The organism is Thermodesulfobacteriota bacterium (assembly GCA_040755095.1).
GTDB lineage: Bacteria > Desulfobacterota > Desulfobulbia > Desulfobulbales > JBFMBH01 > JBFMBH01.
Map to the genome: position 1 here is coordinate 1 of JBFMBH010000032.1, position 19484 is coordinate 19484.

The 19484-nt window shown below is 68.0% G+C and carries 16 protein-coding genes and 1 pseudogene; 6 read left to right on the top strand and 11 right to left on the bottom strand.

Features of this window, described 5'->3' with window-relative positions; translation table 11 throughout:
* The 5 genes and pseudogenes from AB1634_07010 to AB1634_07030 all read left to right on the top strand — a co-directional run.
* A partial coding sequence (locus AB1634_07010) for a choice-of-anchor Q domain-containing protein (GenBank protein ID MEW6219275.1) occupies positions 1–1103 on the top strand: 1103 nt, incomplete at its 5' end.
* A gap of 19 nt (positions 1104–1122) precedes the next feature.
* Positions 1123–1896, top strand: a pseudogene (locus AB1634_07015) (PDDEXK nuclease domain-containing protein).
* 7 nt (positions 1897–1903) lie between these two features.
* Positions 1904–2947, top strand: coding sequence for a Fic family protein (locus AB1634_07020; protein ID MEW6219276.1), 1044 nt, complete (start codon positions 1904–1906; stop codon positions 2945–2947).
* Between the two features lie 56 nt (positions 2948–3003).
* A complete protein-coding gene (locus AB1634_07025; GenBank protein MEW6219277.1) occupies positions 3004–6261 on the top strand; it encodes a UvrD-helicase domain-containing protein in 3258 nt (1085 codons plus the stop codon).
* A gap of 11 nt (positions 6262–6272) precedes the next feature.
* Entirely contained in the window at positions 6273–7358 is a 1086-nt protein-coding gene (locus AB1634_07030) for an aminoglycoside phosphotransferase family protein (protein MEW6219278.1), read from the top strand.
* Positions 7359–7432: 74 nt separating this feature from the next.
* On the opposite strand, the gene AB1634_07035 is transcribed toward AB1634_07030, so the two are convergent.
* On the bottom strand, positions 7433–7909 hold the full coding sequence (locus AB1634_07035) for a hypothetical protein (protein MEW6219279.1): 477 nt from the start codon (positions 7907–7909) through the stop codon (positions 7433–7435).
* 190 nt (positions 7910–8099) lie between these two features.
* Here AB1634_07035 and AB1634_07040 point away from each other — a divergent pair, with 190 nt between their 5' ends.
* Positions 8100–8444: a transcriptional regulator gene (locus tag AB1634_07040; protein MEW6219280.1), complete on the top strand. Its 345-nt coding sequence runs from the start codon at positions 8100–8102 to the stop codon at positions 8442–8444.
* On the opposite strand, the gene AB1634_07045 is transcribed toward AB1634_07040, so the two are convergent.
* From AB1634_07045 to AB1634_07090, 10 genes are all read right to left on the bottom strand, one after another.
* A complete protein-coding gene (locus AB1634_07045) occupies positions 8410–9591 on the bottom strand; it encodes a glycosyltransferase family 4 protein (GenBank protein ID MEW6219281.1) in 1182 nt (393 codons plus the stop codon). The two genes, AB1634_07040 and AB1634_07045, sit on opposite strands and share 35 nt — an antisense overlap.
* Positions 9592–9597: 6 nt before the next feature.
* Complete coding sequence (asnB, locus tag AB1634_07050) at positions 9598–11574, bottom strand: asparagine synthase (glutamine-hydrolyzing) (protein ID MEW6219282.1); 1977 nt, start codon at positions 11572–11574, stop codon at positions 9598–9600.
* Between the two features lie 72 nt (positions 11575–11646).
* Complete coding sequence (locus AB1634_07055; protein MEW6219283.1) at positions 11647–12612, bottom strand: glycosyltransferase; 966 nt, start codon at positions 12610–12612, stop codon at positions 11647–11649.
* 59 nt (positions 12613–12671) lie between these two features.
* A complete protein-coding gene (locus AB1634_07060; GenBank protein ID MEW6219284.1) occupies positions 12672–13691 on the bottom strand; it encodes an FkbM family methyltransferase in 1020 nt (339 codons plus the stop codon).
* 14 nt (positions 13692–13705) lie between these two features.
* Positions 13706–14710, bottom strand: a complete 1005-nt coding sequence (locus tag AB1634_07065) for a radical SAM protein (protein MEW6219285.1) — start codon at positions 14708–14710, stop codon at positions 13706–13708.
* Positions 14711–14718: 8 nt separating this feature from the next.
* Positions 14719–15576: a 3-deoxy-8-phosphooctulonate synthase gene (kdsA, locus tag AB1634_07070; GenBank protein ID MEW6219286.1), complete on the bottom strand. Its 858-nt coding sequence runs from the start codon at positions 15574–15576 to the stop codon at positions 14719–14721.
* A 9-nt stretch (positions 15577–15585) separates the two neighbouring features.
* Positions 15586–16323: a 3-deoxy-manno-octulosonate cytidylyltransferase gene (gene kdsB, locus AB1634_07075; protein MEW6219287.1), complete on the bottom strand. Its 738-nt coding sequence runs from the start codon at positions 16321–16323 to the stop codon at positions 15586–15588.
* Positions 16320–16718 carry a CBS domain-containing protein gene (locus AB1634_07080; protein ID MEW6219288.1) on the bottom strand — a complete coding sequence of 133 codons (399 nt, stop codon included), beginning with the start codon at positions 16716–16718 and terminating at the stop codon, positions 16320–16322. The genes kdsB and AB1634_07080 overlap by 4 nt, the downstream gene beginning before the upstream one ends.
* A gap of 42 nt (positions 16719–16760) precedes the next feature.
* Positions 16761–18686: a hypothetical protein gene (locus AB1634_07085; protein MEW6219289.1), complete on the bottom strand. Its 1926-nt coding sequence runs from the start codon at positions 18684–18686 to the stop codon at positions 16761–16763.
* Between the two features lie 47 nt (positions 18687–18733).
* On the bottom strand, positions 18734–19483 hold the full coding sequence (locus AB1634_07090; protein ID MEW6219290.1) for a class I SAM-dependent methyltransferase: 750 nt from the start codon (positions 19481–19483) through the stop codon (positions 18734–18736).
* Position 19484 lies beyond the last annotated feature (1 nt).

Consider the following 19484-nt stretch of genomic DNA (forward strand, 5'->3'; position numbering starts at 1 on the left):
ACGGCGAGCTGCGCTACGGCAACGGGGTCGAGTTCTGGAACAACGCCCACGACACCCTGGTCGAAGGCTGCCGGCTCTGGGAGATCTACGACGCCGCCCTCACCACCCAGGGGATCGGGGAAAGCACCAAGGTCAACCAGATCTTCCGCAACAACGTGGTCTGGAGAAGCGAATACTGCTTCGAATTCTGGAATCACCCCGCCTCGGCGGTCAGCGACAACATCCATTTCGTGAGCAACACCTGCGCCTTTTCCGGCTTTGGTTGGGGCCATGAGCAACGCTTCGACCCTTCCGGCCGCCACATCTGCCTGTTCAGCAACACCGCCCAGACGACCAACCTCTCCATCCGGAACAACATCTTCTTCCGGGCCACGAGCGCGGCCATCTTTCTCACCGACCCCTGGACCGGGCTGGACAGCTTAGTCCTCGACCACAACAGCTACCACCAGGGAGACACGGACGGTCTCCTGGCCGACTGGCTGGGCCGGTCCTTTCGGCTCGACGAATTCTCCGCCTATCAGGCCGAAACCGGCAAGGATCCCAGCTCGCTGGCCAGTGACCCGCTCTTCGTGGCCGCGGACGCGGCGGACTTCCACCTTGCGCCGCGCTCCCCCTGCATCGATGCCGGCTTCAACGAGGCGACGGGTCTTGCCACCACCGACGCCGGCGGCCAGCCGCGGGTGGTGCACGAGGTGGTGGACATGGGGGCCTACGAGCGCCAGGCCGGCTTCCCGGCGACTCTCTTGGGCATCGTGCTCCAGGGCGGCACGCCGGTGACCGGCGAGATCGCCTGCTTTCAGGCAAGCCAGGGAGCGACACCGATGCGGGTGCCGCTCGGCGCAGACGGCAGCTTCCGGCTGGAGGCCTTCGACGAGCCCTTTGTCTGCGCCACCTACGGCAATCGGGGCCAGAAGCCGGCAACCGGCGCTGCGCCGGTGACCGGTGGCGTCTGGCTGGACAGCCGCCCGGTATCCGGCTGGGTGGCCCTCTATCAGACCAGGACCGCCCCGGAGCCCGCGCTGGCCCGGATCGGCCCCTCCGGCCGCTACCGGCTGCCACCAGCCCCGCGCCAGCCTTTCGTCGCCCTGACCTGCGGCCACTGACCCCGGTGCACCGTCAGGGCGGCAGGGCAGGCGGGTCCGGCGGCAGGACCGGGAAGGCTGGGGCACCAAGGTGATCGAACGGTTGGCTCAGGACCTGCGCAACGCCTTCCCGGACATGAAAGGATTTTCGCCGCGCAACCTCAAGTACATGCGGGCCTTTGCCGAGGCGTGGCCGGACGGCGGATTTGTGCAGCAAGTTGCTGCACGATTGCCCTGGTTTCACCTCTGTACACTGCTCGACAAGCTCAAGACACCGGACGAGCGCGAGTGGTATCTGGCCAAAGCCATTGAGCACAACTGGTCACGCGGCGTGCTGGCCATCCAGATCGAGACCCGTTTGCGTAAGCGCAGCGGGCAGGCCGTCACCAACTTTGCCGAGCGTCTGCCCGCACCCTTGTCGGATCTGGCGCACGAGTCGCTGAAGGATCCCTACCGGCTCGATTTTCTGGGCCTGGGCGCGGAGGCGCAGGAGCGCTCCCTGGAGGAGGCCATCGTCCAGCACATCACCCGTTTCCTGCTTGAGCTCGGCACCGGCTTCGCCTTCGTCGGACGGCAGGTGCATCTCTCGGCAATGGAGGAGACCTTGGGCCCCGGCGGCACGCTGGGCCGCGAGGCCAGGGGCGAGGTGGTGCTGGTCAATCGCCCGCGCGCCGCGCTGGGCAAGCTCAACCCCGCGCGGTGGCTGAAATCATCAACCTTCGCCAGGAGAACCCAAAACCTCCGCCGCACGCGCGACCTGCTGCTGCCCGCGTCCGCTCTCGGGCCAGCTCCCTCTGGAGCGGAAGTGAGATGACGCCGTGATGACCCTTCGGCAACTGGCCGCTGAGCCTGCGACCCTTCCCATGAGCACGAGCTGGTACCTGGCCGACCTCTCCGAGGCGCGGGGCAGGCAGGAGCTGTTCACCCGCCAGGCGCCGCAGAGGCTCAAGGCCCTGCGCGAGCACGCCCTGGTCGAGAGCGCGGTCTCGTCCAACCGCATCGAAGGCGTCGAGGTGGATGAGTCCCGCGTTGGCACAGTGGTTTTCGGGCAGGCCCCGCTCCGCGACCGGGACGAGGAGGAAGTGCGGGGCTACCGCGACGCGCTGAAGCTCGTTCACGAAAACGGCGCCAGCCTTCCCGTGTCTGAAGCCACCATCAAGCGGCTTCATAAGCTCTCGCGCGGAGATGTCTGGGACGCTGGGGCCTACAAGGAAAAGGACATCGACATCATCCAGACCTGCGCGGACGGCCGAAGCCGCGTTCGCTTCAAGACGGTTTTCCCGGCGCAAACACCGGCGGCGATGGCCGAGATGGTGAAGCGTTGGGAGCTCGGCGTGCAGGAGCGACGAGTCCACCCGCTGGTGCTTGCCGCCGCCTTGAACCTCGACTTCCTCTGCATCCATCCCTTTCGAGACGGCAACGGCCGCGTTTCACGGCTGCTGTACCTGCTGACCACGTACCAATGTGGCCTCGAAGCCGGGCGCTTCATCAGCCTGGAACGCCTCGTCGAGCAGAACAAGGAGCGCTATTACGAGGTCCTCGAGCAGACCTCCCAGGGCTGGCACGAGGGCAGGCACGACCCCTGGCCCGCGATCAACTTCCTGCTCTTCATCCTCAAGCAGGCCTGCGGCGAGCTTGATCGACGCGTCGGCCATCTCAGATCGCCGCGAGGGGAAAAGACCGCCGCCGTGTTGGCGGCAATCGACCGCCAGATCGGGGCCTTTCGCGTGGCGGACCTGCGGACCGAATGCCCCGGTGTTGGCCTGGACCTGATCCGTAAGCTTCTCGCCCGCCTGCAGAAGGAGCACAAGGTCCAGGCGCTGGGCATTGGCCGAAACGCGCAGTGGCAGAAGACGGGAAACTAGGTACCAACTCATAAACTACGTACTCAACTAGGTACTCACGAAGGCCGGAGACACCGATGACCAAGGTGATCACCCCGCCCATGGACTTTCTCGCTGACCTGCACATCCACTCGCCCTATTCCCGGGGCACCAGTCCCACCGGGGACCTGGCGGCTCTTTTTGCCTGGGCCCGGGTCAAAGGGATCACCGTGCTGGGCACCGGTGACTTCACCCATCCGGCCTGGTTCCGGCATCTGCAAGAAGAGCTGGTGCCGGCCGAGCCGGGGCTCTTCCGGCTGCGGGACGAGGGCAAGGTGCCACCGGCCCTGGTCGGGGTCAGTCCTGCGCCCACCGCCGTGCGCTTCCTGCTCTCCGCCGAGATCTCCAGCATCTACAAGCGGGACGGCCGGGTGCGCAAGGTGCACAACCTGCTCTTCGTGCCGGATCTGGCGGCGGCGGCGGCTGTCAACGCCCGGCTGGCGGCAGTGGGCAACATCGAGGCGGACGGCCGGCCGATCCTGGGGCTGGACAGCCGGCATCTCCTGGAGATCCTGCTGGAATGCGCGCCGGCCGGGTTCCTCGTGCCGGCCCACATCTGGACGCCCTGGTTCTCGATCCTGGGCTCCAAGTCCGGGTTCGATGGCATCGAGGAGTGCTTCGGCGATCTGAGCCCCCAGGTCTTCGCCCTGGAGACCGGGCTGTCGTCGGATCCGGAGATGAACCGGCTGGTGTCGAGCCTGGACCGCTTCACCCTCATCTCCAACTCGGATGCCCATTCCCCGGCCAAGCTGGGCCGGGAGGCCAACCGCTTCCGGACCGCCCTGGACTATTTCGCCATGCGGGAGGCCCTGCGACAGCCGGCCCTGGGCTTTGCCGGCACGGTGGAATTCTTCCCCGAGGAGGGCAAATACCACCTGGACGGCCACCGGGCCTGCGGGGTGGTGACCGGGCCCGAAGAAACCCGGCGCTCCAAGGGCCGCTGCCCGGTGTGCGGCCGGCCCCTGACCGTGGGCGTTTTGCACCGGGTGCGGGAGCTGGCGGACCGCCAAGCCCCGCCGGCCGCCGCCGGACCGGGCTGGGAGAGCCTGGTGCCTCTGCCGGAGATCCTGGCCGAGCTGCTCGACAAGGGCGCCGCCAGCAAGGCGGTGCTTTCCTGGTACGGCTCGCTCATCAACCGCTTCGGCTCCGAATTCCGGCTGCTGCGGGAAGTCCCGCTGTCGGACCTGGAGGCGGTCTCGCCGCCCCTGGCCGAGGCGATCCGCCGGCTGCGGGCCGGCCAGGTGCATCGCCAGGCCGGCTATGACGGCACCTACGGGGTCATCCGGCTCTTCGCCCCGGGCGAGCGCCACGAGATCGCCGGCCAGAAGGCGCTCTTCCGGTCAGCTCCCCGGAAAGCCGCCAGTGCCGGCGCCCCGGTCAGCCGCCAGCCCCTGGCCCGGTCAACGGTTGGCGAAGATCCGCCGTCGCCGGCCCTGCCCACCTCCGGCCCCAACCCGGAGCAGGAGCAGGCGATCCGCAGCGAGGCCCGCCTGCTGGTGGTGATCGCCGGCCCGGGCACCGGCAAGACCTACACCCTGGTCAGCCGCCTGCAGCACTTGCTGGCCCAAGGCCTGGACCCGGCGAGCCTTGCGGCCATTACCTTCACCAACCGGGCCGCGGACGAGATCCGCACCCGGCTGGCCAAAGGGTCGGCGGACGCGGCCCAGGTCTTCGTTGGCACCTTCCATGCCTTCTGCCTCAAAGGACTGCGGGCGGAGACCCCGGGGCTCACCGTGGTGGGGGACGAGGAGCGCCAGCTTCTTCTGGCCGCGCTTTTTCCGGAGCTGTCCGGCGCGAAGCGTAGTCTCTTGGCCGAGGCGGTCGCCGCCCACAGCCAGGCCCTGGCCACCGGCGAGCCCGAGCCACCTCCTGAGGTGGCCCGCTACCTGGCGCTCCTGGACCAGCGGCAGGCCCTGGATCTGGAGGCGGTCATCCCCGCCTGGCTGGAGCGCTGCCGCAAGGACCCTGCCTTCCGCCAGCGGGTAGTGGCGCCGGTCCGGCATCTCCTGGTGGACGAGATCCAGGACCTGAGCGAAAGCCAGTACGCCCTGGTGGAGCTGGTGGCGGCCCAGGCCTCGGTGTTCGCTATCGGCGATCCGGATCAGGCCATCTACGGCTTCCGGGGCGCCCGGCCGGAATTCCTTTTCCGGTTCCGGGACGAGCAGGGCGCCCAGGTCCTGCCCCTGGCCACCAACTACCGCTCCACCACCACCATCCTGACCGCCGCCGGAGCGGTGATCCGCCACAATCCCGGGGGGGGGCAGGTGCGCCTGCAGGCCCGGCGCCGGGACCTGGGCGGCGGCATCGAGCTGGCCGCCTTTCCCCAGCCGACGGCCGAGGCGGCCTGGGTGGCGCAGCGGGTGGAGGCGCTGCTGGGCGGCACCAGCCACCGCAGCCTGGAGCGCCGGCAGGGGTCGGCCGGCGACCGGGAGCATGGCCTGGGCGACATCGCCATCCTCTATCGCCTGCAGGCGGCAGCACTCACCGTCGCCGAGGCCTTGCACCAGGCTGGCATCCCCTTCCAGCTGGTGGGAGCGCCGCCCTTCTTTCTCCAGGATGGCCTGGCCCCGGCCGCCGCTCTGGTGCAGGCCGCTGCCGGCGGTGCCGCCGAGGCCCTGCTGCTCGCGGCCGCCTGGCCGGGTCTGGGCCGATCGGCGGCAGAGACCCTGGCCCGGCTGCCGGAGGCCAAACGGCCAAGCCTGGCGGCCATGGCCGGATTGCCCGGGCTCACTGCGGCCCAGGGCCGCGCCCTGGCCCAGCTGACCGCAACCATCGAGGTCTTCGCCGCTGCGGCGCCAGCCGGTCTCGCCCCGGCCCTGGCCCCGGTCCTGACGGCTCTTGGCCTGGATCCTGCCAGCGGGCCGGGCAAGCGTCTGGTCGATCTGGCTGCCGCCTTTGGCGGCGACCTGGCCGCCCTGGCCCGGCATCTGGCCGAAAACCGCCAGGCCACGGTCTACGACCCCAAGGCCCAGACGGTGGCGGTCATGAGCCTTCATGCTGCCAAGGGCCTGGAGTTCGAAACGGTCTTTCTGGCCGGCCTCGAGGACAACCTCCTGCCCTGCCGCCTGCCAGGCCTGACCACCGATCTGGAAGAAGAGCGGCGCCTCTTCTACGTCGGCCTCACCCGGGCCCGCTCCGCCCTGGCGCTGACCCACGCGGCCAGCCGCACCCTCTTCGGGCAGACCTACGCCCAGGCCCCCTCCCGCTTCCTGGCCGAGATCCCCAGCCAGCTGCTGACCCGGGTCGCCGCCCCCTCGCCCCGCCGGCCGGCCGGCCGGCAGTTGCGCCTCTTTTGAGATCCGCCAGCATGCCCATCCCGCCGGAGGTGGCCGCTGTCCTGGCCGGGCTCGCTCTGCCCGCCCCGGCCATCGCCTGCCGCCCGCTGGCCGGCGGCCACATCAACCGGAGCTTTCTGGTGGAGCTGGCCGCCCCGCCCTGGGGCCTGGTGCTGCAGCGGATCAACCCCGGGGTGTTCCCGGAGCCGGTCCGGATCATGGCCAACCTGCGGCTGCTGGCCGACCACCTGGCCGCCAAGGGGCTGCCTCCGGCCCAGCGCTGGCAGGTGCCGGCTCTGATCCCGGCCGCCGGTGGCGCCGACTATCTGTGCACCGCAGACGGTGCCCTGTGGCGGGCCCTGGTGCAGATCCCGGACGCCGGGCACCGGGAGCGGTTGACCTCGTCCCAGGAGGCCCGGGAGGTGGGGGCCTGCCTGGGCCGCTTCCATGTCTGGCTGGCCGATCTCGACCCTCGTCTTCTTGCCGATCCCCTGCCTGGCTTCCACGACACGCCCCGCTACCTGGCGGACTGCGAGGCCGTGCTGGCAGCGCACCCCGCCCCCCTGTCCGCCGAGGAGGCCTGGTGCCAGGCCTTCATCGCCCGGCGGCGCCACCGGGTGGGCCGGCTGGAGGAGGCCCGGCGCCGGGGGGATATGCCGGTGCGGCTGCGCCACGGCGACCCGAAGCTGGCCAACATCCTCTTCGACCGTCAAGGCCGGGCCCTGGCGCTCATCGATCTCGACACCGTGGGACCGGGCCTGCTCATCCACGATGTCGCCGACTGCCTGCGCTCGGCCTGCAACCAGGCCGGCGAGGGGGCGGCGGCGGGCGAGGTCTCTTTCGATCTCGGGATCGCCGCGCCGATCCTTGAGGGCTACTTTGCCGAGGCGAGCGGGCTGTGGGCCGACCAGGAGCGGCAGCTCCTGGGCTCGGCGGTGGGGCTCATGGCCTTGGAGCTGGGAATGCGCTTTTTTGCCGATCATCTGGCCGGGGATTGCTACTTCCGGGTGTGTCACGCAGGCGCCAACCTGCGGCGCGCCCGGGCGCAGCTGGAGCTGGCGGCCAGCATCGAGGCCCAGGAGGAGGCCTTAAGCCGGCTCGGTCAGACAGCGGGATGAAGACGGTGCGGGCCGAAAAAAAACCGGCCGGGGAGGCCCCCCGGCCGGGTCACCAACCGTCTTGGCAGGACGCCTCAGATGAGGAAGCGACAGGCCACCAGGGTGCCGGCGGTGAGGGTGGGCCAGGTGATCCCTTCCACCAGGGTCTCCCGGATGGGGAAATTGAAGTCGTGCTGGAGCACCGCCACGGCGGAGGCGCCGAAGAGGACAATCGGTGACAGGACGGTGAAGATGCCGAAATCGGCCGGGAAGCTCTGCTGCAGCACCAGGCCGGCGGCCATCCAGGCCAGGGAGCCGAAGGTGACCGCAAAGCGGCCGATGAGAAAGGCCCCCCGGGCCAGAAGGTGGATGGCGAGGGAGGCTGGCCCGGTATGGAGCCAGTAGGAGCCGGCGAGGAGGGTGAGGCTGGCCCCCAGGGTCAGGACGAACAGGGTCGGCCCGTCCGAGGAGATGATGAGCACCAGCTGGCGGTAGACGTCCTCATCGTCAAGGCCCAGCACGGTGTGCAGCCAGAAGAGCACGAGGATCGAAGCAAGAATGTTGCGGACCATGGGACACCTCCTTCAGCCAGCACCGGTAAGGATCAAGGCCAGCCAGACCTGCGGACGGCTGGAACGATGATGCCCTTTTTCGCGATAGAAAATTTTTTTAGGCCAGTAGGCAGGCCAGAAGGCGCTTGCAGCGCCAGGGGGCGGGGCCCGGCTCGCTGATCCGTCCCCTTGCCCAGGAGATATAGCAAAGATGGTGCCAACATCGAGAAGGGGAGCGGGCCGGCCACCGGCGACGCCGGAGGCCCGGGAGGAGACGATCCGCCAGGAGCTCCTGGCCCTGCTGGCAGCAGGACCGGTCAGCGCCCGGGAGATCTCCCAGACCCTGGGCATCGGCGAGGGACAGGTGGCGGGCCACCTGGAGCACGTGGCCCGCAGCCTGGCGGCGGCCGGCAGCAGCCTTGCGGTGACCCCGCCGGCCTGCCGCTCCTGCGGCTTTGTATTCGCTGGCCGCGAGCGGCTCACCAGACCGGGACGCTGTCCCCAGTGCCACGGCACCCGGGTCAGCGCCCCCCGGTTTGCCCTGGGCCGGGGGTAGGCCTGCCCTGCCCCCCTGCCTGGCTGGCCAGCATCCGGCGGTAGAGAGCAAGGGTCTCGCCCACCACCCGGCCGACCGCGAATTCCTGCTCGGCCAACCGCCGGCTGGCCTGCCCCTGCCGCTGCCGCAAGGGCTCGTCCGTCAACAGCCGCTCCAGCCGCTCGGCCAGAGGCAGGCTTTCCCGGGCCGGCACCAGGAAACCGTTCTCCCCCTCCCGCACCACCTCCCGGCAGCCAGGCACATCGGTGGCCACCAGAGGCAGGCCGCAGGCCGCCGCCTCCAGGAGGCCCTTGGGCAGACCCTCACGGTAGGAAGGCAGCACCGCCACCTGGCAGGAGGCCAGAAGCTCCGGGATGTCCTGCCGGAAGCCCAGCCAGGTGATGATGCCCTCCTCGTGCCAGGACCTGAGGGTGCGCTCGGGAATGGCGGCCGGGTTCTCCTCGTCCAGACGGCCGGCCACCAGGATCTCGCCGGCCACGCCCCGGGCCTTCAGGATACGGGCCGCATCCACCAGCTCACCGATCCCCTTGTCCCACAGCATCCGCGAGGCGAGGATCACCCGGGGGATCCCTGGCGCTGGCCCCACTGCCGGCCGGAAGCGGCGGGTATCCACCCCGGAGCCCCGGATGAGCACCGTCTTTCCGGCCGCCACCACCCCCATGGCCACCAGGAGCTGCCGGTCCTCGTCGTTCTGGAACAGCACCCGGCAGCCCGGGGGCGCGAAAGCCAGGCGGAAGAACAGGGAGACCAGGCGCCGGCCCAGGCGAGCCCGAGGGGTGCCGGCGATGAAGAGGTGGCCGAGGCCGGCCAGGGCGTTGACCACCCCTGGCACCCCGGCCAAACGGGCGGCCAGGGAGCCGTAGAGGATGGGCTTCAGGGCCACATGGTGGACGATGTCCGGCCGCTCCCGGCGGTAAAGGGTCAGCAGCTGCCGCAGGGTGGCCAGCTCCTGGCCCAGTCGGGCCGAGCGCCGCCTGAGGGCGAGGGGGTGGAGGTGGATGCCCTCGTTCACGATCCGCTGGCCATGGTCCTGGACCCGGGTGGCCAGATGGACGGCAAAGCCTTGCTCCCGGGCCGCCCGGGCGATGGGCAGCCGGTGCGACCAGAAGTACCAGTCCTCGGTGATGAAGAAGAGGAGCTTGGCCACGGCCGCTCATCCCCCATGGTGCTGTTCCAGCCAGGCCTGGAACATGAGCACCACCCACAACCGGTGCTGCCAGTTGTGACTGCCGGCCAGGTGCTGGTGCCAAATCCGCTGGATGGGCTCCGGTCGCAGGTAGCCCTGCCGTCGGAGCCGCGCCGGGTCGAGGAGATCCTCGGCCCAGGCCCGGAGGGGTCCCCGCAGCCAGGAGTCCAGCGGGATGCCAAAGCCCATCTTGGCCCGCTCGGTCAGCTCCGGTGGGACGTAACGGTGCAGGACCTGCCGCAACAGCCACTTGCTGCGGCCATTCCGGATCTTCATCGCCAGGGGCAACCGCCAGGCAAAGGCCACCAGGTGATGGTCCAGGAGCGGCACCCGCGCCTCCAGGCTCACCGCCATGCTGGCCCGGTCCACCTTGACCAGGATGTCGTCGGGCAGATAGCCCGCGGTGTCCCAGAAGAGCATCCGGGTGACAAAGTCGCTGGCGGTGAGCCCCGGGGGCAGGCCGGCCGGCACCGCACCAGCGGGCTCGTGGCCGGCGGCCAGCAGCGCGGCCGGCCTCTTCCACAGGGACACGAGACGCCGGTAGAGGTCCTCCTGGGAGGCTGCAGGCAGAAGCTCCGCCAGCTTGTGCAGCTTGTCGCCGGCTGACTGGTGCCGGAGACGGGGCGGCAGGACCTCTGCCAGCAGCCGGAAGAGGGCATCCCAGGCCCCAGGCGGCACGGCGCCCAGGCCGGCTGCCAGCAGCTGGCGGCCGGCGGCCGGCAGCCAGCCCACCCGGGACCAGATGGCAGGTGCCCAGGCGTGGCGGTTGTAGCCGGCAAAGAGCTCGTCGCCGCCGTCCCCGGACAAGCAGACCGTGACATGCCGGCGGGCCATGCGGGCCACCAGGAGGGTCGGGATCTGGGAGGAGTCGGCAAAGGGCTCGTCGTAGATGGCCGGCAGCTCCGGGATCACCGCCTGGGCCTCGGCGGCGGACAGACAGAGCTCGGTGTGATCGGTGCCCAGATACCGGGCGACCTTCTTGGCGTGCTCGGCCTCGTTGTAGGCGTCTTCGGTAAAGCCGATGGTGAAGGTGCGCACCGGCCGGCTGCTTTGCGCCTGCATCAGGGCCACCACGGTGGAGGAATCGATGCCGCCGGACAGGAAGGCGCCCAGGGGCACATCCGCCAGCATCTGCCCTGCCACCGCCTGGCGGAGCAAACGCTCCAGCTCGGCCGCCGCCTCGTCCCCATCACCGGCAAAGGGGCCCCGGACGCCGGCCTCAGCCACCGCTGCCAAGCGCCAATAGGGCTCCGGCTCGGGCAGCCTCCCCGGCGTGAGGGTAGCGACCGCAAGCCGCAGGAAGTGCCCCGGCGGCAGCTTGACGATGCCGTCGTAGATGGACCAGGGGCCGGGCAGACAGGCCAGGCGCAGATAGAGGGCCAAGGCCTGGCGGTTGATGGTGCCCTGCCAGGCCGGATGGGCGGCCAGGGCCTTGAGCTCGGAGCCGAAAAGGAGGACGCCGCCGGACCAGCCCAGGTAGAGGGGTTTTTCCCCCAGGCGATCGCGGATGAGGTAGAGGGCTCGCTCCTGGCGGTCCCAGAGGGCCATGGCGAACATGCCGGTGAACCGGGCCAGGGCCCCGGCCACCCCCCAGTGGGCAACGGCGGCCAGCATCACCTCGGTGTCCGAGTGGCCCCGCCAGGGACGGTCCACGGCCGCCGCCTCCAGCTCCTGCCGGATGGCCCGGTGGTTGTAGATCTCGCCGTTGTAGACCACCACAAAGCGGCCGCAGGCCGAAATCATGGGCTGCCGGCCCTCGGGGCTGAGATCGACGATGGCCAGCCGCCGGTGGGCCAGGGCAAGACCAGCCGCAGCGTCCACCCAGAGGCCGCCATCGTCCGGCCCACGGTGGACCAGGCTGGCCGCCATGCGGCCGGCGCCAGCCGTCAGATTCGTTTCGTCCAAGCCAGCCCCGGGATCGAGTACCCCGGCGATGCCACACATGAAGAGCCCTCCCCCTTCCGTTGCAGGCATTGGCGTCGGTAAGCCCTGGCCAGAAGATGTGCAACGCAATACTCAGAGGGAGAGATCCTCCCGCACCACCTCCACCAGGTCCACCTTCCTTAGCAAAGCGCCAAGCCCTGTTTTCAGTCCCTCCAGCTGACCGGCGGCGTAATGGATGTGAGCGGATTCGCGGTAAGCAAGACCGTAGGTCAGCCGCAAGAGCACTTGACCCAACAGCATCCAGATACAGGCCAGGGTCGAAAGGTCCTCGTTGGCGTGGGCAAAATGCAGACGCCAGAGGGTCACCGTCCGGCCGTAGTAACGCTCCTTGTGGGACGAGACGTGATCGTAGACATGCTCGTGCCGGAGCCTGGCCGCGGCACAGACATAAAGAGGATATGTCTTGCCGATGGGATAGCTGAACATGACGTCTTCGCCGATGGCCCAACGGGAGCTGACTTCCCGGTTCGTGTACCGCGTGAGGATCTCCTGTCGCCAGACGGTGGCCCCGCCGCACAGCCACTGGGAACGGAGATCGGACTCCACCGGCGAGATGGCCGTGTTGTACCCGGAGGGGAGCACCACCCCCTGGCGCCGGGAGCTCATGCCGATGAGGGCCTTGGTCCACGAATACTGGTAACGGGGGTTGGTGATGACATTGAAGGAGACGCCCGCCGTCTCCGGCTCGCAGCGGTTCCAAAAGTCGAGCATCGCGGCCAAGGCGCCCTCTTCCAGCACCACGTCGTCGTCGAGGGAGCCAACCAGGGAGGTCCGATCGTCGAGCTTGGAAATACCCAGATTCCGCTGCCGGATCTGACCTGGAGGATCACAGTGATAGTACTCCACCGGCAAGCGGTCAGTGAAGGAGAGAACCAGACCCTCGATGCTCTTCCCGCTGGCCACGACGATGATGCGGGCACAGGCTACCTGCTGGGCCACTAGGCTTTCCAGAAGGTTCCGCATCTTCTGCGGCCGATCCTTGGTGGGGACGATGAAGGCCAAATCCTGGCCGGTGTAGGGGCGCCGTTTCTCGGACATCGCTGACAGCCAATCGCGGTGGGAGAGGCCGAGGGTGCAGGTCGTACGCCCGGCGCCTCTCAGTAGAACATGCCGAACTGTTTCCTGGAGCCGAGATGGTGTCCGCTTGCCGACCATTCGTGGTAGCTGGGTTGACTGATCCGGTATACCCGGGCTGCGACCTCCGCCACCACCCTGGATCCCCAAGAACGGTAGCGGAGACATGTACCGTATCCGAGGGCGATTCGCCGGAGCTCCCTCCGGAGGCCGGCTGGCAGCCGGGCCGCCACCTGCCCCTGGTCGAGGAGGGCCAAGACGTAATCCACATAGCCGTAGCCCAGCCCGATGAGGCAGGCCATGGCGACCTTCGCCTCGGCCTCTTCCTCGTCGAGCCCCTCGAGCAGAGAAGCCACCCCCTCCGGCGGCCGCAGATACAGCGCATCACCGAAAATTAGCTGTCCTTTGCACTGCCCCAGCCCGACACCTTCCCGGCGTTTCCAGTACGCCTTGCGCAGATCGAAGAGCTGCAGGCCGAAACCCTTGGCCAAAAAGGAGTCGACGGCGGCGAACAGCGGCTGTCCGACGTAGAGGGGCTGGAACTCGACCTCGATCTCCACCCCCAGGAGATGGCGGGACAGGAGTTCGGTCGCACCCTGGAGAACATCGAGGCCGGCGCCCTGGACATCGATCTTCACGAAGTCCATCCTGTCCACCTCCTGGCGGGACAAAAAATCGTCCAGCCGCTCGGTGCGGACCTGCACCTCGGCCTCGACCTCGAAGCGGTCCGTTTCAGGAAAATCCCGCAAAAAAGCCCGATTGGGATGATAGACAGAAGAACAACCTCGGGACTTGGTCAGAAACAGGGGCATCGATCCCTGTTGCCGATGGACGGCACAGTTGAACAGCCGGTCACCATCCCTGAGTGTCCTGGCCAGTGCCCTGAACTCCTCTTCGTCGGGCTCGAAGCTGATGGTATCAATGAGCGGTTGCAGCCCCCGCCAGGGATGAGCCTCGACGCCACCCCGCGCTCCCACGTCGCAGTAGACTAGGTGACGCGGCAACAGTGGCCGGAAGAACCTGGTCAGAGGTTTCGCCATCATCTCGGCCACAAGGATCACATGTAGTTGTCGCAGCCCTGGCAGAAGCGGGGCACCCGGTCCGGCTCGCCGCTTTCCACGTCCAGCCGCAAGCCCTTGAGTGCCCGGCCCTGCCACAGCGCCTCGATGGAGTCGACGCCGACCCTGCCCAGGGCCAGTTGGTCGTCGTAATCGTCGCAACAGGCCTTGATGACGCCCTGGGCGCTGATCGACAGCTTGTTATAGAGTTCCGAGCACTTCTTGCCGCGGTTGACGTCCAGCTGCCGCAAGGGCCGGCCCTGCCGCAGGTCGACAGCGGCGACCCGGCCCGATTCCTTGGCCCGCTGGAAGGAGGTGAGCAGGGGTTTGCCGCCATAGACGCCAACCTTCCCCAGCCCCCAGATGCTGTCCGCCAGCGGATACCAACGGTCGAAAAAGGCTTGCTGCAGACCCGGCTCCTGCTGCTCGTTCTTGAGCATCGACACCGAGACCTGGACGTGGCAAGGTGCACTCAGGAGGTTCCGGTTCTCGACGAAGGTCTCGATGTTGCGCTCGACCACGGCGTAGCCGCAGCGGGGGTCATCGTGTCGGCGGGGCCGGCGCATCCGTTCGTACTCCCGGGCGGTGAGGCCCTGGAGGGAGAACTTGATCTTGTTCAGCCCTGCCTGCAACAAGGCCAAGCCCAGCTCCCGGCTCAGGAGGGTAGCGTTGGTGGTGAGATGGACCAGGATGCCGCTGGCGCGGGCGTAGCGGACGAACTCGACGATCTCGGGGTTGAGGGTCGGCTCTCCCCAGCCGCTGAAGCGCAGGGAGGTGGGCCGGTGCCGCCGCATCTCGTCCACCACCTGCTTGAGCACCGCCAGCGGCAACATGGCCGGAGGTCTGGTCATCACCTGGCGGGCGCAGAAGAGGCAATCGAGGTTGCAGGCACTGGACGGCTCCACGTCGATGAGGATGGGGAACGGCATCAACACCGAGTGCATGTCTCGGTAGGCAGCCGTCTGGTAGACCTCGGCCTGAAACGGATCAACGATCTTGTTCATGGACCCCTTCACTCGATTTCCAGCTCCGGGAACTGCTGCACCAAGTCGTAGACCGCCTTGGCCTGCTGCAGCAAGGGTTCCAGGTGACGCAGGGGCAGCTGGGTGGTGGCGTCGCACAAGGCCGCTGCCGGGTTGTCATGGACCTCCATGAACAGGGCGTTGATCCTGGCCCCCAGCGCCGCCCGGGTCAGATCGGGGATGTACTCCCGCTGGCCGCCGCTGGAGGTGCCGAGGCTGCCCGGCATCTGGATGCTGTGGGTGGCATCGTAGCAGACCGGATAGCCGGTCTCCTTCATGACCCGGAAACAGCGCATGTCCGACACCAGCATGTTGTAGCCGAAGAAGGTGCCGCGGTCGGTGAGGATCATGCTCCGGTTGCCGGTGGACTCCACTTTGAGCACCGCGTTCTTGAGGTTCCAGGGGCTGAGGAACTGCCCCTTCTTGATATGCACCGGCAATCCGGTCTCGCCGGCGGCGATCAGCAGATGAGACTGCCGGCTCAGGTAGGCCGGGATCTGAACCATGTCCACCACCGCGGCCGTCTCCTGCATCCATTCCACGTTGCTCACGTCGCAGGTCACCGGCACCTTGACCTCGGTCCGTACAGCGGCCAGGATCTCCAGGCCCTCCTCCAGGCCGACGCCGTGGAAGCTCCTGATGGAGCTGCGGCAGTCCTTGTTGTAGCAGGACTTGAACACGTACTGGATACCCAACCGTCCGGTGATCTCCGCGATCGCCGCCGCCATCTCCAGACTGTGTGCCCTGGATTCAATGGCACAAGGCCCGGCAATCAGGGTCAGAGGCCGTCCCTCCCCGACCACCACCGCCTTCACGTCCGACCTGCCCACCACCACATCCCTGATCATGCCGAATCCTCACCTGACCACTGGGTATTCACGAACGAAACGCTCCGCGAGCGCGAGGTCGGACGGAATATCCACATCCGCCATCGGACTGTCGGTTGAGATGCCGCCCAGGGGTATCCCGTAATCGAGGGCGCGCAGCAGTTCCACCCCCTCCACCGCTTCGAGGGCCGTCGGCGCCAAGTCGGCGAACTCCAACAGGGTGCGCCGTTCGAACAGGTAGATGCCAACCTGCCGGCGATAGCGGACCTCACCCGGGTACGGGCCCCGGTGGTACGGAATCGGCAGCCGGGACATGTAGACGATGTGACCCAGACGGTTGACCACCACTTTGACCACATTGGGGTTGGGCAGGTCCTCCGCGGTCGCGTCCGTGTACAGCGTCGAAACCGGCGGGGTGGTCTGCCCCACCCCGGCCAGGATGCCGTTGATGACCTCCGGCCCGGCGATGAGCTGGTCTCCCTGGACGTTGAGGATGTGCTCCGCGTTGACCGCCGCCGCCACCTCGGCGATCCGGTCGGTGCCGCACGGGTGGTCCGGCCTGGTCATCACCACCCGGCAGCCCCCGGCCGCTGCCACCACCGCCCGGATCTCCTGGTGGTCGGTGGCGACGATGATGTCGTCGACCTTGGCACCCGCCACCCGCTCGATGACGTGCAGGATCAGCGGCCTGCCGGCGATGGGCGCCAGGGGCTTCCCCGGCAGGCGACTGGAGGAGTAACGGGCGGGAATGATGACCACCGTGCTCATGACCCACCCATCGCCTTCAGCAAGGCGTGCATGTGCAGCATGCCGACGAGGACATGGTCCCGGTCGACGACGGGGATCACCCAGAAGCCATGGCGCTCCAGGAGCAGCAGCGCCTCGTGCAAGGAGGCATCCGCCGAGATGGTTTTCGGGTTCGGGGTCATGATGTTCTTGACGTTCTTCATGAACAGCTCCGGCAGTGGCACCTGCGTCTTCAAAAGCAGCCGCCGGACGTCGCCATCGGTGATAAGCCCAAGCAGCCGGCCCTGACCGTCGACGATACTGACCGCTCCCAGCCGCTTGGCGTTCATCTCCTCCAGCATGTCCCGGAAGCAGGAGCTGTCCGGAACCACCGAATTGCGGCCGCCGCTGTGCATGATCTGACCGACGTTGTGCATCTGTCCCCTCCAGGTGCGATGGGTTGGCGCCCTGGCCCCTGGTCACCGGGCACCGGGATCCACGAAATCATCCTTCTTCCTGTCGGCGGCTGCAGCCTGGGCGTCCCGCAGGGGCCCGGGGACAAACCCCAGCAGAAGCTGGTCCTCGGCCGCACTCAGATAGCTTGCCACGTAGGCCCGGGCAGCCTGCCGTCGCTGGTGGTAGTCGGCCGGTGCCAGTGCTTCGATATCGCGAACGATGTCAGCGAGGGAGGATGCGGAGGAAACCGTCCACTTGAAGGCGTCAAGGGCAAAAAGCGGATCATAGCTGATCACATCACCCTTGTCAAAATGAACCACCGGCCGCCCGATCATGAGGGCCTCCAGGGCGATGGTGGTACCCCAGTACAGCACAGCATCGGCACTCTCCACATCCTCTTGCACCGTGCTCCCTGATGATGCCGAGACGTTGGCCGGCAGGGGGCCGCCTTGATCCAGCATCCGGAGGATGTTGGCCAGGGGCAACACCGGATGGGCCCGCAGCTGGAACTCCAGATGGGGACAGGCTATTGCCTGCCGGAGCACATACCGCACCAGAGGCACCACCTCCCAGACGCCCTCCAGGGCGGCCAGGATCCGAAAGCGTCCCCGGCCGGCCGCTAGCCGAGGGGAAGGCTGCATGGCAGCCAGGTACTGGTAGCGGAGCGCTCCGGCGACGGCAATACGCTCCGGGGAGACGGCGCCGTATTTGGCCAGCAGCGCCGCTGGCACCGTACCGGTGGTCATGATCCGGTCCGGCAGGGGCATGGCTGTCGCCAACTCGCGGCGGTCCTGAAACATGCCGGCCGCGGCCAGGGGGATGACCGAATGCTGATAGCCGTAGACGGGCAACCGGGGCCGGACCTGGCGCAGCCCGGCGACGAACATCCGTTCCCAGGCGTTGCCCTCTGAGGTCATGGCGCAACCGACCAGGGCGTATGCCGCCGCCAGCCGCCTTGCCGCTGCCAGATGCAGCCAGTTGTAGAAGACGATCCGCCAACCGCCAGATGCCAGACACTCGTCCAGCAGGGAGGTGATGTCCCGGCCCTGCAAGAATACCTTCTTCCCGACCCGAAAGGGCCGGCGACAACGGCCCCACACCAGCCGGGCCAGTTCGCAGGGCAGATCGGACCAGGAGAGGGCCGCCTCCAGGGGCACCAGGCGGTGGTCGGGCAGGGTCCGCATCCGCCGGTAACAGTGCGGCCGCGCCCCCAACGTCACCGCCACGGTCAGCACCTGGGCCTGGCCGCCGAAACGGCCGGCCAGAAACGTTGCCAGCCGGCCCATGAACGGATCGCGAGGCTCCTCGCCGGGGACCAGGGAGGAGGGGTAGACAAAGCTCTTGATGAGGTAAGTGGGCCTCTCCTGGACGGCCGCCGGCATGGTTCCGTAGTACCAGCGACACTCGACCAGCCTGACCACCGAGATCGTCCAGCTGCGCAAGACCTCAAACCAGGCCCGGCAGCGACCGGACCAGCGCTGCCAACGGCCCAGCCACCAGGGGGCGGCCAGGGAGAACCCCCAGCCGCGGTTGTTAGCATCGGCAGCAACCACCCCCAGGATCGGCCACGGCGGACAGACCAGAAGAATCTGCCCGCCGTCCGCGGCTGCCGCCTCGGCGGCGTCCAGGTAATGAACCAGGGCGGTGATGAGGCCTGGCAACGGGGACAGAAACCGGTTCTTGGCCGCCAGGTCCGTGGCCCACCACTGGAGGTCGTGGCCGTTCTCCTCGGCCAGCGAGCCCACCAGATGCAGGGTTTCCCGCAGGATTTCCTCCTGACGCGCCCGGGAGGTCTGGGGTGGGGTCCAGGGTTCGATGCCCCGATCCCTGAGCCAGGCGTGCCAGGATCGGGGAGCCGCGTCGCCGAGGAGACAGCGCCACGGACTGGGCCCCGGCCGCCGCCCCTTGAGGACCTCATCGAGCCGGGACCTGGAATAGACGACGACCACCGTCGTGTCCTGCCGCGGGTATGCCGGCGCCCCGGTGCCCACGCCGGTCAGGTCTCCCGCACAAACAGACGAATCGTGTTGTTGCGGAACACCTCCCGGCGGTCGTAGTGCGGCAGGAGCACCCGCCGCTGGCCACGGAGGTTGTAGTATTTGTAGAGGATCTGCACGAATCCCTGCCGGCGGAACATCGTCTCCAGGTCCCGGGGATAGGCGGTGATACCGCCCTCGCTTTCCATGGTCAGGATGAACCCCCGGGCAACCCTGGCCATCTCCCGGAACAGGCCGTTCCACTTCGGGGCGATGTTGATCAGCACCGAGTGGGCAAACACGAGATCGAAAGCCGCATCAGGCAGCTTCCTGATCTCGTCGTAGGCGTTGCCCACCAGGTACCTGGTCATGGCATAGGTGGCGGGAAAGTGTTCCTGCATGGCCTTTTCGGCCTCGCTGCCGATCTCGATGCCGGTGAAGGAAGAGAAGCCCTGACCGCGCAGGTAATCCAGGTTCCGACCGGCATTGCAGCCGATCTCCAGGATGTTGGCGCCCTGGCCCAAAAACGGCAGCACGTCCGCGAACAGCAGCGGGATGGAGTCGTCGAACTGCACGAAATGGAGCGGATTGCGGGTGGAATGCGCCGCGTGCTGGTGCCGCCACGAGTCCTCGACCCGGGCGGAACGGCTCGACAGCGGCGGATGGATGCCGTTGGTGGTGCAGAACCGGGCGAGCCGGTAGTAGTACCACTTGAGGGAGGGCTGCCGGTCCAGGAGGTCCATCAGGGCCTGATACGATCTTCTGAGCACG

Bases quoted from the DNA above. Each gene is read 5' to 3' on its own strand.
- AB1634_07035 (MEW6219279.1), bottom strand. From the start codon at position 7,909: ATGGTCCGCAACATTCTTGCTTCGATCCTCGTGCTCTTCTGGCTGCAC.
- AB1634_07025 (MEW6219277.1), top strand. From the start codon at position 3,004: ATGACCAAGGTGATCACCCCGCCCATGGACTTTCTCGCTGACCTGCAC.
- AB1634_07080 (MEW6219288.1), bottom strand. From the start codon at position 16,718: ATGCACAACGTCGGTCAGATCATGCACAGCGGCGGCCGCAATTCGGTG.
- AB1634_07055 (MEW6219283.1), bottom strand. From the start codon at position 12,612: ATGTCCGAGAAACGGCGCCCCTACACCGGCCAGGATTTGGCCTTCATC.
- kdsA (MEW6219286.1), bottom strand. From the start codon at position 15,576: ATGATCAGGGATGTGGTGGTGGGCAGGTCGGACGTGAAGGCGGTGGTG.
- asnB (MEW6219282.1), bottom strand. From the start codon at position 11,574: ATGTGTGGCATCGCCGGGGTACTCGATCCCGGGGCTGGCTTGGACGAA.
- AB1634_07060 (MEW6219284.1), bottom strand. From the start codon at position 13,691: ATGATGGCGAAACCTCTGACCAGGTTCTTCCGGCCACTGTTGCCGCGT.
- AB1634_07030 (MEW6219278.1), top strand. From the start codon at position 6,273: ATGCCCATCCCGCCGGAGGTGGCCGCTGTCCTGGCCGGGCTCGCTCTG.
- AB1634_07020 (MEW6219276.1), top strand. From the start codon at position 1,904: ATGACCCTTCGGCAACTGGCCGCTGAGCCTGCGACCCTTCCCATGAGC.
- AB1634_07065 (MEW6219285.1), bottom strand. From the start codon at position 14,710: ATGAACAAGATCGTTGATCCGTTTCAGGCCGAGGTCTACCAGACGGCT.
- AB1634_07040 (MEW6219280.1), top strand. From the start codon at position 8,100: ATGGTGCCAACATCGAGAAGGGGAGCGGGCCGGCCACCGGCGACGCCG.
- kdsB (MEW6219287.1), bottom strand. From the start codon at position 16,323: ATGAGCACGGTGGTCATCATTCCCGCCCGTTACTCCTCCAGTCGCCTG.